The 13,548-nt window shown below is 70.2% G+C and carries 14 protein-coding genes and 2 tRNA genes; 1 reads left to right on the top strand and 15 read right to left on the bottom strand.

Annotation, left to right across the window (positions count from 1 at the left end; all coding sequences use genetic code 11):
* From ABD151_RS16590 to ABD151_RS16525, 14 genes are all read right to left on the bottom strand, one after another.
* Window positions 1–639: hypothetical protein (locus tag ABD151_RS16590; RefSeq protein WP_343995901.1), on the bottom strand; the 639-nt coding region annotated here is incomplete at its 3' end.
* 158 nt (window positions 640–797) lie between these two features.
* Window positions 798–2,078 carry an ATP-dependent Clp protease ATP-binding subunit ClpX gene (clpX, locus tag ABD151_RS16585; protein WP_343995900.1) on the bottom strand — a complete coding sequence of 427 codons (1,281 nt, stop codon included), beginning with the start codon at window positions 2,076–2,078 and terminating at the stop codon, window positions 798–800.
* Window positions 2,079–2,165: 87 nt separating this feature from the next.
* Window positions 2,166–2,768 (bottom strand): ATP-dependent Clp protease proteolytic subunit, encoded by a 603-nt coding sequence (locus tag ABD151_RS16580; RefSeq protein ID WP_343995899.1) that lies wholly within the window; start codon window positions 2,766–2,768, stop codon window positions 2,166–2,168.
* Window positions 2,769–2,770: 2 nt separating this feature from the next.
* On the bottom strand, window positions 2,771–3,376 hold the full coding sequence (locus tag ABD151_RS16575; RefSeq protein ID WP_343996016.1) for an ATP-dependent Clp protease proteolytic subunit: 606 nt from the start codon (window positions 3,374–3,376) through the stop codon (window positions 2,771–2,773).
* 145 nt (window positions 3,377–3,521) lie between these two features.
* Window positions 3,522–4,010, bottom strand: a complete 489-nt coding sequence (locus ABD151_RS16570; RefSeq protein WP_343995898.1) for an SRPBCC family protein — start codon at window positions 4,008–4,010, stop codon at window positions 3,522–3,524.
* Complete coding sequence (locus tag ABD151_RS16565; RefSeq protein WP_343995897.1) at window positions 4,007–4,936, bottom strand: hypothetical protein; 930 nt, start codon at window positions 4,934–4,936, stop codon at window positions 4,007–4,009. Before ABD151_RS16565 ends, ABD151_RS16570 begins: the two co-directional genes overlap by 4 nt.
* 84 nt (window positions 4,937–5,020) lie before the next feature.
* Window positions 5,021–6,391, bottom strand: a complete 1,371-nt coding sequence (gene tig / locus ABD151_RS16560) for a trigger factor (protein ID WP_343995896.1) — start codon at window positions 6,389–6,391, stop codon at window positions 5,021–5,023.
* Window positions 6,392–6,510: 119 nt separating this feature from the next.
* Window positions 6,511–6,586, bottom strand: a tRNA-Pro gene (locus ABD151_RS16555).
* Window positions 6,587–6,611: 25 nt separating this feature from the next.
* Window positions 6,612–6,685 (bottom strand) — tRNA-Gly (locus tag ABD151_RS16550).
* A 66-nt stretch (window positions 6,686–6,751) separates the two neighbouring features.
* Entirely contained in the window at window positions 6,752–7,828 is a 1,077-nt protein-coding gene (locus ABD151_RS16545; RefSeq protein ID WP_343995895.1) for a PP2C family protein-serine/threonine phosphatase, read from the bottom strand.
* A gap of 27 nt (window positions 7,829–7,855) precedes the next feature.
* A complete protein-coding gene (locus ABD151_RS16540) occupies window positions 7,856–8,695 on the bottom strand; it encodes an Fpg/Nei family DNA glycosylase (protein WP_343995894.1) in 840 nt (279 codons plus the stop codon).
* On the bottom strand, window positions 8,688–9,209 hold the full coding sequence (locus ABD151_RS16535) for a ribose-5-phosphate isomerase (RefSeq protein WP_343995893.1): 522 nt from the start codon (window positions 9,207–9,209) through the stop codon (window positions 8,688–8,690). Before ABD151_RS16535 ends, ABD151_RS16540 begins: the two co-directional genes overlap by 8 nt.
* Before the next feature lie 76 nt (window positions 9,210–9,285).
* Window positions 9,286–10,176 carry an alpha/beta hydrolase gene (locus tag ABD151_RS16530; RefSeq protein WP_343995892.1) on the bottom strand — a complete coding sequence of 297 codons (891 nt, stop codon included), beginning with the start codon at window positions 10,174–10,176 and terminating at the stop codon, window positions 9,286–9,288.
* A gap of 19 nt (window positions 10,177–10,195) precedes the next feature.
* Window positions 10,196–10,771: an LURP-one-related family protein gene (locus tag ABD151_RS16525; RefSeq protein WP_343995891.1), complete on the bottom strand. Its 576-nt coding sequence runs from the start codon at window positions 10,769–10,771 to the stop codon at window positions 10,196–10,198.
* A 162-nt stretch (window positions 10,772–10,933) separates the two neighbouring features.
* Here ABD151_RS16525 and ABD151_RS16520 point away from each other — a divergent pair, with 162 nt between their 5' ends.
* Window positions 10,934–11,677, top strand: coding sequence for an SDR family NAD(P)-dependent oxidoreductase (locus tag ABD151_RS16520; protein ID WP_343995890.1), 744 nt, complete (start codon window positions 10,934–10,936; stop codon window positions 11,675–11,677).
* A 9-nt stretch (window positions 11,678–11,686) separates the two neighbouring features.
* On the opposite strand, the gene metG is transcribed toward ABD151_RS16520, so the two are convergent.
* The gene (metG, locus tag ABD151_RS16515; protein WP_343995889.1) at window positions 11,687–13,486 is read right to left on the bottom strand and encodes a methionine--tRNA ligase; all 1,800 of its coding nucleotides are present in this window, start codon (window positions 13,484–13,486) and stop codon (window positions 11,687–11,689) included.
* Between the last annotated feature and the right edge of the window lie 62 nt (window positions 13,487–13,548).

Raw genomic sequence — 13,548 nt, 5'->3', positions numbered from 1 at the left:
GCCGCGATCCGACTTGTGGCCGCGGTTCGAGTGCTGGCCGCGGGAGTCGTGGCCACGGGAGTCGTGGCCACGGGAGTCGTGCCCGCGGTTCGACCGCGGCCCGCGGTGCGAGCGGTCCTGGTCGGAGGCGCCGTGCCGGTGGCCCTTGCGGTTCGCCTTGCGCGACTCCCGCTCCCACGCGCGCGTGCGCTTCTCCGCCTGCTTGGCGGCCTTCGCGGCCGCCTTGGCAGCGGCTCGCTCCAGGCGCGCGGTGCGCCGGGCCTCGGCGGCCGCGGTGGAGTCGCCGTGCGACGCCTTGCGCGCCTGCCGCTTGCTCGACGAGGCACCACCGGCGCCCTGACCGCGCTTGGCGGCCGCCCGGACGGTGCCGTTGGCCCGTGCCGTGTTGGCGGCGCTGACCTGCTTGATGGTGGGGGCCAGCCCCGGGATCAGTCCGTCCAGCACACCGGCGCTGGTCGCCGGACGATGGGCGGAGCCGACGTCGGCGACATGCCCGCCGTTGATCAGGATCACCGACGAGGAGTCGACCTCGTCAGCGGCGGAGACACCGGGATCGCTCAGCGACTGCGCCAAGAACAGCGCGACGGCCAACGCCAGCAGCACGAAGGCAGCGATCGGTCGCCTCTGAGCTGAGCTCATCGTCCCCCCACGACAGTTTCCGAGAGAGCGCCGCGGCGCTCCGAGCAGCGGAGCGCGTCAGCGCTCCATGATGACCGGGCCCAAGGTATCCCGAATCGCGCGACGGCGGCGAGCCCGGGGAGCAATACCCCCCAGATGGGCTACGCCGCCGGGACCTGTCAGGCCGAGCGCTTCTTCTTGGGCTCTTCCTCGCGCGGGATCAGGGTCGGGTTCACGTTGTCCTGGACCGTCTCGCGGGTGACCACGACCTTGGCGATGTCGCCACGCGAGGGCACGTCGTACATCACGTGGAGGAGCACCTCCTCGATGATCGCGCGCAGGCCGCGGGCACCGGTGCCCCGCTCCATCGCCTTGTCGGCGATCGCGACGATGGCCTCGTCGGTGAACTCGAGCTCGACGCCGTCGATGTCGAAGAGCTTCTGGTACTGCTTGACCAGGGCGTTCTTCGGCTCGGTGAGGATCTGCACCAGCGCCTCGTTGTCGAGCTTGTTGACGCTCGCGATCAGCGGCAGGCGACCGATGAACTCGGGAATCAGGCCGAACTTGGTGAGGTCCTCGGGACGGACCTGGGCGAGCAGCTCCTCCTCGTCGCGCTCGGCCTGGCCACGCACCTCCGCGGTGAAGCCCAGGGTCTTCTTGCCGACCCGCTGCTCGATGATGTTCTCCAGGCCCGCGAAGGCACCGCCCACGATGAACAGGATGTTCGTGGTGTCGATCTGGATGAACTCCTGGTGCGGGTGCTTGCGCCCGCCCTGCGGCGGCACCGAGGCGGTGGTGCCCTCCAGGATCTTCAGCAGGGCCTGCTGGACGCCCTCACCGGAGACGTCGCGGGTGATCGAGGGGTTCTCCGCCTTGCGGGCCACCTTGTCGATCTCGTCGATGTAGATGATGCCGGTCTCGGCCTTCTTGACGTCGTAGTCAGCGGCCTGGATCAGCTTGAGCAGGATGTTCTCGACGTCCTCGCCGACGTAGCCGGCCTCGGTCAGCGCCGTCGCATCGGCGATCGCGAACGGGACGTTGAGCATCCGGGCCAGGGTCTGGGCGAGGTAGGTCTTGCCACAGCCGGTGGGGCCGACCACCAGGATGTTCGACTTGGCCACCTCGACGTTGTCGTCGCGGTTGTGCTTGCCGCCGCCGGCCAGACCGGACTGGACCCGCTTGTAGTGGTTGTAGACCGCCACCGCGAGGGACTTCTTGGCCGTCTCCTGGCCGATCACGTACGAGTTGAGGAACTCGAAGATCTCCTTGGGCTTCGGCAGCTCCTCGAGACCGACCTCGGTGCGCTCGGAGAGCTCCTCCTCGATGATCTCGTTGCAGAGGTCGATGCACTCGTCGCAGATGTAGACGCCGGGGCCGGCGATCAGCTTCTTGACCTGCTTCTGGCTCTTCCCGCAGAACGAGCACTTCAGCAGGTCACCTCCGTCACCAATGCGTGCCACGGACGGACTTCCTTCCCTCGAACGTCTAACTTCTCGAACCTACCCCGGCCGGCCCGTTTTCACGGGCCGACACGGGGCCGAACTGCCTCAGACCAGCGCAGCCTTGCGCGACTCGATCACCGAGTCGATCAGGCCGTACTCGACCGCCTGGGTGGCGGTCAGGATCTTGTCGCGCTCGATGTCGCGGCTCACCTCGTCGGCGGACTTGCCCGACGCGTCGGCGAGCATCGTCTCGAGCAGCTCGCGCATCCGGATGATCTCGTTGGCCTGGATCTCCAGGTCGGAGATCTGGCCGCCCTGGCCCTCGGTGTAGGGCTGGTGGATCAGGATCCGGGCGTTCGGCAGCGCGAGGCGCTTGCCCGGGGCGCCGGCCGCCAGCAGCACGGCGGCGGCCGAGGCGGCCTGGCCGATGCAGACGGTCTGCACGTCTGGCTTGATGAAGCGCATCGTGTCGTAGATGGCGGTCAGCGCGGTGAAGGAGCCACCGGGGCTGTTGATGTAGATCTGGATGTCCTGGTCGGGGTTCATCGACTCCAGGCACATCAGCTGGGCGATCACCGCGTTGGCGACGTCGTCGCTGATCGGGGTGCCCAGGTAGATGATCCGGTCCTCGAAGAGCTTCGCGTAGGGGTCGATCCGGCGGAAGCCGTAGGAGGTCCGCTCTTCCCACTGCGGGATGTAGTAGTTCATGCTCAGTCCTTCTTGTGGGCCGGACGGCCCTCGTCAGAGGTCTCGCGGGCGCTGGTGATCACCTTGTCGATGAGGCCGTACTCGAGGGCCTGCTCGGGCGTGAACCAACGGTCGCGGTCGGAGTCGCGCTCGATCTCCTCGACGCTGCGGCCGGTGTGCTCGGCGATCAGCTCGCCCAGCTGCTTCTTGAGCAGCAGGCTCTGCTGGGCCTGGATCTTGATGTCGGAGGCCGAGCCGCCGATGCCGCCGGACGGCTGGTGCATCATGATCCGCGCGTGCGGCAGGGCGTAGCGCTTGCCCTTGGCACCGGCGCAGAGCAGGAACTGACCCATCGAGGCGGCCAGGCCCATCGCCACCGTGGCGACATCGTTGGGGATGTAGTTCATGGTGTCGTAGATCGCCATGCCGGCGTCGACCGAACCACCCGGGCTGTTGATGTGCAGGAAGATGTCGGCCTCGGGATCCTCGGCCGAGAGCAGCAGCAGCTGGGCGCAGATCGCGTTGGCGTTCTGGTCGCGGACCTCCGAGCCGAGGAAGACGATCCGCTCACGCAGCAGGCGCTGGTAGACGTTGTCGTCGAGCCCGTACGACGGGAGGCCACCGTTCATCTGGGGACTGGGAATCTGGTTCACGGGACCGACACTAGACCGCGGCACCGACAAAACCACGGGCTGTGGCCCGGTGTTCGCCCACAGCGGATTCGCTGACGGCACAACCGCCTCCGGTCCAGGCGGACGGACCAGGACGCACCGATCAACCTGCGGCCGCCTCGACCCGGGCCTTGACCCCGGCCAGCGTGCGCGCCATGCCGGCCTCGAGCTCGTCGGCGTGCGACACCGCCCCGCCCAGCAGCGTGGCGGCGAAGACCTTGCTGATCAGGGTCAGCCGTCGCGGCACCGGACGCCGGTGCACCACCCGGGTGCCGGCCGGGTCGGCGCTGAGCTCGTAGATCCAGCGTGCGCCGCTGGAGGCGGTGTCCCAGACCAGTGCGCGCTGCGGGTCCACCGTGGCCACCACGTTGCGCGTCGGCCACCAGACCCAGCCGCGGCGGTTGATCCCGAGGTACCACTGGCCGACCCGCATCCCACCGCTCTTGAGCGGCAGCATCCGCACCGTCTCCGGGCTGCCGGCGCTGAGCACGCTGACGTCGCTGAGCACCGTCCACACCTCGCTCGGGCCGGCGGCGATCACCACCTCCGCCCGGAGCTCCCGATCGGCGTCGCCGCCTGCTGTCGTGCTCATGCCAACCACCTCATCAGTGCGTCGCGAACCTCGGAGTGTGCCGCCAGCGGCTGACCCGCATCGTCCACGCAGTGCAGCTCGGCGCTGGGGAAGAGCTCGCGGGCCTGGCGCGGACGTCGTCTGCTGCGATCGCGCCACCAGACCAGCGAGCCCAGCAGCGCACCGATCGGGTTCGCCTCCTGGCGTGCTCGCCGGGTGATCACGGCATAGCGAGCATCCAGCTCAGGCAGACCGGGCCGGGCCCGGTCCTCGCCGATCACCCCCGCCAGCTCCGCCTCCAGGCCCCGGCCGATCGCCGAGCTTCCCGGCGTCGGCGGGACCACCAGGTGTGGGGTGCCGAGCAGGACCACGTCGCCGGTCAGGCTCTGCCAGGAGCGGGGATGCACCGTCGCCACCGCCGCTGCGGAGCGCAGCGCCAGGCCGCCCTCCCCCGACGCGACGACGGCGATCCTGGTGATCGGCACCGGCCAGTGGTCGTGGAGGACCTGCAGCAGTGCGCTGAGCTCGACGCCGACCCCGGCGCCCTGGTCGTCACCGCCACCGGGCACCCGGATCTGCACCGGGGTCCAGTCCAGCAGCCGCCGCAGCGGCTCCGCGTAGCTGGCCGCCTCGCCGTCCCACACCGACTCGGCCTGGCCGGGCTCCGGGAGCAGCACCAGCAGCCACCCGGTGGCGTCCGGGTAGGCCCGTGCCAGGGAGTCCGGATCCGTCGCCACGTCCGCACCGGACAGGCGCACCCGCACCGGCGCCGCGTTGACCGCCGTCGCGCGGGCGAAGGCGAGCGCGCGGGGCGTCTGCCGGGTCAGCAGGCTCCAGCCCAGACCGCCCGCGCCACGCGCCACCCGGACGCCGAGCCGCCAGGCGAGGGCGCCGACGCCGATCTGCTCGGTCGAGGTGCCGGCATGGGCTTGGGAGGAGGAGCTCACCCGGCAGAGTCTGCAAGGCCCGGGGCAGGCGGGCAACCGGAACCGCAGAAAATGCCGAACNGGCGGTCGATGTTCAGCGTGAGGTCACTCGGAGTCGGCGTCCTCGGCGACCTCGGCAGCCGGCTCACCGATGGTGCCGTCCGGCAGCAGGTTCTTCAGCTCGACCGCGTTGCCCGAGGCGTCCTTGACCACGGCGGACTCGACGATCGTGGCCAGCGCCTTGCCGCGCAGGATCTCCTGCACCAGGTCGGGGATGTGGTTGTGCTCGAACATGTGGTTCGCGAACTCCTGCGGGTCCTGGCCGGACTGCTGAGCGCGGCGCACCAGGTGCTGGGAGAGCTCGTTCTGGTCGACGCCCAGCTCCTCGGCCTTGGCGACCTTGTCGAGGATGAACTGCGCGGCGACGGCGTCGCGGACCCGGCGCTCGAGGTCGGCCTCGAACTCCTCGGTGGTCTGGCCCTCGTCCTCGAGGTACTTCTCCATGGTGATCCCGGCGAACATGAGCTGCTGCTCGATGTTCTGGCGGCGGGCGTTGAGCTCGTCGGTGACCAGGCTGTCGGGCAGCGGGATGGAGACCTTCTCCAGCAGCACCTCGAGCACGGCGTCACGGGCGGCAGCGGCCTGCTCGAGGCGCTTGCCGCGGCCGAGGCGCTCGCGGACGTCGTCGTTCAGCTCGGCAGCGGTGTCGAACTCGGAGGCCAGCTGGGCGAACTCGTCGTCGAACTCCGGCAGCTCCTGCTCCTGGACCTGGGTGACCTTGACCTCGACGTCGACGTCCTGGCCGACCAGGTCGCCACCGACCAGCTGCGAGGTGAAGCTCTTGCTCTCGTCGGCGCTCATGCCGACCAGGGCCTCGTCGAGACCGTCCAGCATGCCGCCGCGGCCGACCTTGTAGGACATCCCGGAGACCTCGGCGCCGTCGAGTACCTCGCCGTCCTGGCGGGCGGCCAGGTCGATGGTCACGAAGTCGCCGTCGGCGGCAGCGCGCTCGACGACCTTCAGGGTGGCGAACCGCTCACGCAGCGCCTCGACCTGCTCGGTGACGTCCTCGTCGGAGATCTCGATGTCCTCGACCGAGGCCTCGATGCCGTCGTAGGCGGGCAGCTCGAAGTCGGGCTTGATGTCGACCTCGGCGGTGAACTCGAGGATCTCGTTGTCCTCGAGCTTGGTCACGTCGATCTCGGGCTGGCCGATCGGCTCCAGCTCGTTCTCCTGCAGCGCCTCGAAGTACTTCTGCGGCAGCACGTCGTTGATCGCCTGGTCGAGGACCGCGCCGCGGCCGACCTGGCGGTCGATGACGAGGGCCGGCACCTTGCCGCGACGGAAGCCGGGCACGTTGATCTGCTGAGCGATCTTCTTGTACGCCGCGTCGAGGCTCGGCTTGAGCTCCTCGAAGGGCACCTCGATGGTCAGCTTGGCCCGGGTCGGGCTCAAGGTCTCGACGGCGCTCTTCACAGGTGTTCTCCTCATGCTTGGTGGGTTCAGGGCGGGGCGAGTGGAACCCAGTCGACCCGACAGACGAGTCTACCTACCAAGCGGCGAGCCACGAATTTCGGGCCACGCGTGAAGACGGATGGTCGGGGCGACAGGACTCGAACCTGCGGTCTCCTGCTCCCAAAGCAGGCGCGCTAGCCACTACGCTACGCCCCGCCAAAGTGCCCAGGGACGGGCTCCTTGGAGCGGATGACGGGAATCGAACCCGCGTAATCAGTTTGGAAGACTGAGGCTCTACCATTGAGCTACATCCGCATGTGGTGCGCGCCTATGCTGCCACAGACCGAACGGGGCCAGCCAATCAGGTCCGGCTCGTGTCGCTCAGCGGCGGTGGATCAGCAGCAGCGCCCGGTCGTCGTGGCGGGTGCCCAGACGCTCGATCAGCCTGCGCGCCCCGTGGTCGAAGCCCTCGTGCAGCAGCTTCTCCCCCTCGCCGGCCAGACGGTCGATGCCCGAGGTCAGGTCGCGCGTCGGCGTCTCCACCATCCCGTCGGTGTAGAGCATCACCGCGTCGCCCGGGCCGAGCCGTCCGCGCGCGGCCTCGAACTCGGCGTCCTCGATCAGGCCGAGGAACGGCCCCTCGGTCTCGTGCGCGGTCCAGCGGCCGGTGTCCGCCTCGAGGTGCAGGGCCGGCGGATGGCCCGCGGTGCGCACCTCGAAGTCACCGGTCTCCAGGTCGACCGAGAGGTGGATCGCGGTGGCGAACCCCTCCTCCCACTCCTGGCGCAGCAGGTAGCGGTTGGCGGCCGGCAGGAACTCCTCGGCCCGGACCGCGGTGAGCAGGCCACTGAAGGCTCCGGAGAGCAGCAGCGCCCGGGTGCCGGCGTCCTCGCCCTTGCCGGAGACGTCGACGACCACCAGGTCGAGCCGCGGATCGCTGCCGTGGCGACACGCCACCACGAAGTCGCCGGCGAACGAGGTGCCGCCCGCGGAGCGCAGCGCGGACTCGGCGTACCAGCCGGCCGGCAGCGCGGGCAGCTTGCCCTGGCTGAGGATCCGGTCGCGCAGGTCGACCAGCATCGACTCGCCCCGCACCCCGGCGACGCCGAGCTCGGTGCGCCGGAAGGAGGAGATCATCACGATCAGGCCGAGGGCGAAGAGGATCACCACCGTCATCACCATCCGCGAGGTGATCTCCTGCTGCGTGAGCGCGGTGGCGAGCACCGCGAGCACCAGGATCACGAACCACGGCAGGTTGCGCGGACCGAGCAGCACGCTGCCCAGCACCAACGGCAGCGCCAGGGCGGTGAGCGGCCACGGCTCCGTCCAGACGAAGTAGGCCAGGCCCAGCGCGAGGGTGAGCAGGGTCAGCACAAGGAGGACGAACGCCTCGCCCCCGCTGAGCCGGCGTCGCAGCCGCTCCCAGGACGAGCGTCGCGACCGAGCCCGTCGTGTCACCTGTACTCCTTCTGAGGGACGCTCGGCCTACTGTAGATGAGCGCGCGAGCGGAAGACCGGCTGACAGCCGGGGCACCAGAACGAGTTGCGCCCGGCCAGCGCCTCGGTGCGCACCGGCTTGGTGCAGATCAGGCAGGGCTGGCCGGTACGCCGATAGACGTAGACCTCTCCCCCGTGGTCGTCCTTGCGCGGTTCCCGACCCATCGCCTCAGGGGTGTGCTCGGGGCGCACCGTGTCGATCCGCCCGGTGCGCACGCCCTCGGTCATCAGCACGACCAGGTCGTCCCAGATCGCCTGGAACTGCCCGCGGCGCAGGGTACGGCCCGGCCGCAGCGGGTGCATCCGGTGCCGGAAGAGCACCTCCGCGCGGTAGACGTTGCCGACGCCGGCGATCACCGCCTGGTCCATCAGCAGGTCGCCGATGGTCCGCTCACTGCGCGAGATCCGGCGCCAGGCACGCTCCGGGTCGGCGTCGGCGCGCAACGGGTCCGGCCCCAGCGAGGCGATCACCGCGGCGCGCTTCTCGGGGCCGACCAGATCGCAGCGGGTGGCGCCGCGCAGATCGGCATAGGCCGAGTGGTCGGCGGCGACCAGCCGCAGCCGCACCTCCCCCACCGGAGGCGGCGCGATCCCCTCGGCGAGGTCGAAGCGCCCGATCAGTCCGAGATGGATGTGCACAATCCGCTCGTCGGCGAACTCCAGGAAGAGGTGCTTGCCCGCAGCGTCGGCCCCGACCAGCGGCGCGCCGTCGAGGACCGCGGCATCCGCGGCGAAGCGTCCCTGCGGCGAGCTGACCCCGAGACGACGGCCGGCGAAGGCGTCGTCGAGCAGTCCCGCCAGCCGTCGGAGGGTGTGCCCCTCAGGCATCCTCGGCGTCCGGGGCGGTGCCCTGCAGTGCGGAGGCCGGCAGCTCGGGCAGCAGCCCCTCGGTCTCGTAGGTGGCCAGCTGGCCGATCCGGCGCACGTGGCGCTCGTCGCCCGGGAACGGGGTGGCCAGGAAGAGCTCGATGAACCGGGTCATCTCCTCCAGCGTGTGCATCCGGCCACCGACCGAGATCACGTTGGCGTCGTTGTGCTCGCGGGCCAGGGTCGCGGTCTCCTCCGACCAGACCAGGGCCGAGCGGATGCCCTGCACCTTGTTGGCGGCGATCTGCTCGCCGTTGCCGGAGCCGCCGATCACCACGCCGAGGCTGTCCAGGCCCTCCGCGCGCTCCGCGGCCACGCCCTCAGCGGCGCGCAGGCAGAAGACCGGGTAGTCGTCGAGGGCGTCGTAGACGAACGGGCCGTGGTCGACGACCTCGTGGCCGGCGTCGACGAGCCAATTGAGCAGGTGGTCCTTGAGCTCGAGGCCGGCATGGTCAGAGCCGAGGTGAACGCGCATGGACCAAGTTTCTCAGGCCGGAGCCGGATCTGCCACGACGGGTGCCGGCGGCGAGACGCGCGCTCGGCCCTCGGCCTCACTCCCGTTCCAGCAACATCTGCACGAAGCCGGCCGCCTGCCGGTGCAGCGGCGCTGCGGCGGTGAAGACCTCGGTGTGCCGCCAGAAGCCGTGGATCTGACCGAGCGCGCGGCTGCCGACCACCTCGACGCCGGCCTCGGCGAGCAGGTGCACCAGGTGCTCGCCCTCGTCGCGCAGCGGGTCGTGCTCGGCGGTGACCACCAGTGTCGGCGGCAGCGTGGCCAGGCGCTCGGAGCGCAGCGGCGCCAGGTCCGGGTCGGTCAGGTCGGCCTCGGTGGCGGCGTACTGCTGCCAGTACCAGGCGGCCTCGGCGGCGTCGAACCCCTCGGCCGCGGTGCGGTAGGAGTCGAAGCCCGCCTCCGGGTCGAGGAACGGGTAGATCAGGACCACCCCGGAGAAGGCACCGGGGTTGCGCAGCGCGGCGACCAGCGCCAAGTTGCCGCCGGCGCTGTCGCCGTGCGCGAAGATCCGCTCGACCTCGCCCAGCCCGCCCGCGCGCACCCACGCGAGGACGGTGTCGACGTCGTCGGGGGCGGCCGGGAACCGGTGCTCGGGCGGTCGGCGATAGTCCACCGAGAGCACCCCGATGCCGAGCACCCGGGCGAACTGGCGCACCGCGGCGTCGTGGACCTCGACGTCGTTGAAGACGAACCCGCCGCCGTGCAGGTGGATCAGCACCGCGTCGGTGCGCTCGGCGGGCCGGTAGTAGCGGCACGGCACGCCGTCGGCGTCGACGTCGCGGACCTCGGGCAGCTCCACGCGCGGCACCGCCGCCGCGGCCGCCCGGGCCTCGCGGCGCGCGGCGTCGATGTCGTAGCCCGGGTCGGTGACCTTCTGCTCATCGGCGTAGCCGGCCACCGCTCGGCGGGCCTGCGGGTGCAGCGTCATCGGAGTCTCCCCGCCCTGCTCAGCGCGCCATCATCGCGTCGAGGGCGACCGTCACCGAGGCGGCGACGCGCCAGTCGATGCGCTGGTCGGCGACCGAGACGACGTACCGGTCACGGAGGCTGGCCCGCCGGTCGACGGAGAACAGGGAGTGCCCGGTGACGGCGTCCAGGAAGTCGAAGTGGAAGCGGAACGGGAAGTCCACGAAGCGGCGTGCGATCGCGACCGCCTGGCTGCGCTCGGTGCCGCTGCCGCGGTAGCCGGGACCCTCGATCACGAAGGTCGAGCGGACCAGGCTCGCCGCGAACTCCTTCTTGAAGAAGCCGAGCGGCGCACCCGCAGCGTCCACCACGTCGTAGCCGGCGGAGAGGTCGATCGCCTGACGAGCGCCGAAGCCGAAGACCGGGGTGGTCATCTGCTCCTCGGCGTAGAAGGTCACCTTCTCCTTGAACGCCATCCGCTTCTGGTGGGCGAACGCCATCAGCGCGCCCTCGGTGCCGTCCGGGTTGGCCGCCAGGACCCGGTAGCGGTTGGCGGTCATCGCCAGCTTCTGCGCGATGTAGAACATCGGCACGTACTGGACCCCAGGAGTCTGCATGGGGGCAAGTATCGCGGGCGTCGCCCAACCCGTTGCGCCGGGACCGCCCTCCCGATCACCGGGCCGACGCCCACCACCGCGGCCCGTGCGCTCCTACCCTGACCGGGGCCCTGTGGCCGGCGTCACGAGACAGTCTCGCGACGCGTGTGTTGAGGAGTGAGCATGAGACTGGACGGCAAGGTCGCGATCGTCACCGGCGGCGCGAAGGGCATCGGCAAGGCGATCGTCGGGGCCTTCGTCGACGAGGGCGCCAAGGTGCTGATCGTGGACGTCGACGAGGCGGCCGGCCAGGCGCTGCAGACCGAGCTCGGCGACGCCGTCGCCTTCCTCTCCGCCGACCTGTCGGTGGAGGCCAACGCCACCGCGATCGTGGCCGAGGCCGTGGAGACGTTCGGCAAGCTCGACGTGCTGGTCAACAACGCGCACGCCTCCCAGCAGGCTCCGCTCGTGGAGACCACCCGGGCGCAGTTCGACCTCTCCTTCGGCACCGGCTTCTGGCCGGTCTTCTGGCTGATGCGCGAGGCGCACCCGCACCTGAAGGCCACCCAGGGCTCGGTGATCAACTTCGCCTCCGGCGCCGGCCTGAACGGCAACCCGACCCAGGGCGCCTACGCCGCCGCCAAGGAGGCCGTGCGCGCGATCAGCCGGGTGGCCGCACGCGAGTGGGCCCTCGACGGGATCAACGTCAACCTGATCTCGCCGCTGGCGCGCACCGAGGGCGTCGACGCCTTCATCGCCGCGCACCCGGAGCAGGAGAAGGCGCTCTCCTCCGGCAACCCGATGCGCCGCCTCGGCGACCCGCGCAACGACATCGCCCCGGTCGCCGTCTTCCTGGCCAGCGCCGACGCCAACTACATGACGGGTCAGACGCTGATGGCCGACGGCGGCGGGATCATGCTCCGCTGAACCCTCGGGTCAGGGGGTGAGGCCGAGGCGGCCGAGCTCCTCGTCCACGATCGCCGGGTCGAGCTTGGTGAAGACCGGGCTCGGCTTGGCGATCGGGGTGCCGACCACGATCGGGTGCCGTCCCCAGGCGTGGGCGCCCGAGTAGTCCCCGGTGATGATCGGGTAGCCGGGGCCACCGTCCAGGTCGTCGACGCCGACGATCTCCGGCATCGGCTGCAGGTCACCGGCGCCGCCGAGGATCGCGTCGATCTGGTTGGCGGTGAACGGCAGGAACGGGCTGAGCAGGGTGTTGAGGTCGCTCACGCACTGCGCCATCACGTGCAGGATGGTGCCCAGGCGCTCGCGGTCGGCCTCCTCCTTGAGCTTCCACGGCTCGGAGTCGGTGACGTACTTGTTCACCTCGCCCACGGCGCGCATCGCCTCGCCGATCGACTGGCGCATCCGGTTGCGCCCGATCAGCTCGCCGACCTCGGCGAAGGCCCGCTCGGTGGCGGCCAGGACCGCGCGGTCGGCGTCGGTCAGCGCACCGGCTGCCGGGATCTCGCCGAAGTTCTTGGCGATCAGGGTGGCGGTGCGGCTGACCAGGTTGCCCCAGCCGGCGACCAGCTCGGAGTTGGTCCGGGTGACGAACTCGCCCCAGGAGAAGTCGGAGTCCTGGCTCTCCGGGCCAGCGGCCGCCACGAAGTAGCGGAACGCATCAGCCTGGTAGCGGCTGAGCAGGTCGGCGACGTAGATGACGACCTTCTTGGAGGAGGAGAACTTGCGTCCCTCCATGGTCAGGAACTCCGAGGAGACGACCTCGGTCGGCAGGTTGAGCTGGCCGAGGGCGTGCTCGGTGCCGCCGTTGCTGCCCTTGCCGTTGTAGGCGAGCAGCTCGGCCGGCCAGATCTGGCTGTGGAAGGTGATGTTGTCCTTGCCCATGAAGTAGTAGGACAACGCCTGGGGGTCGTTCCACCACTTGCGCCAGGCATCGGCGTCACCGCTGCGCCGGGCCCACTCGATGGACGCCGAGAGGTAGCCGATGACGGCGTCGAACCAGACGTAGAGCTTCTTGGTGGGGTTCTCCCGCCAGCCGTCGAGCGGGACCGCGATGCCCCAGTCGATGTCACGCGTCATCGCCCGGGGGCGGATCTCGGCAAGGATGTTCTTGGAGAACTTGATGACGTTGGGACGCCAGGTGCCCGACGCCTCGCGCTCGTCGAGCCACTCGCCCAGCGCCTCGGCCAGCGCCGGCAGGTCGAGCAGGAAGTGCTGGGTCTCGATGAACTCCGGGGTCTCCCCGTTGATCTTGCTGACCGGGTTGATCAGGTCGGCCGGGTCGAGCTGGTTGCCGCAGTTGTCGCACTGGTCGCCGCGCGCGCCGTCCGCACCGCAGATCGGGCAGGTGCCCTCGATGTAGCGGTCGGGCAGGGTGCGGCCGGTGGACGGCGAGATCGCACCGAAGGTGGTCTTCTCGACGAAGTAGCCGTTCTCGTAGACGCCGGTGAACAGCTCCTGCACCACGGCGTGGTGGTTGCGCGTGGTGGTGCGGGTGTAGAGGTCGTAGGAGATGCCGAGCCCGGCGAGGTCCTCGGTGATCAACCGGTGGTTGCGGTCGACCAGCTGCTGCGGGGTCAGGCCCGCCTCGTCGGCGGCGATCAGGATCGGCGTGCCGTGCTCATCGGAGCCGGAGACCATCAGCACCTCGTGGCCCGCCATCCGCATGTAGCGGCTGAAGACGTCGGAGGGCACGCCGAAACCGGCGACATGGCCGATGTGGCGAGGCCCGTTGGCGTACGGCCAGGCAACTGCGGAGAGGACACGACTCATGGGGTCGATCCTAGTGCCGGGCAGACGGAGCCCCGGCAGAGGATCCCGTCGCTGCGACGGGG

This window comes from Nocardioides dubius (genome assembly GCF_039528155.1).
Classification (GTDB): Bacteria; Actinomycetota; Actinomycetes; order Propionibacteriales; family Nocardioidaceae; genus Nocardioides; species Nocardioides dubius.
The sequence above is the reverse complement of the archived record's forward strand: the minus strand, read 5'-3'. Positions and strand labels throughout refer to the sequence as shown.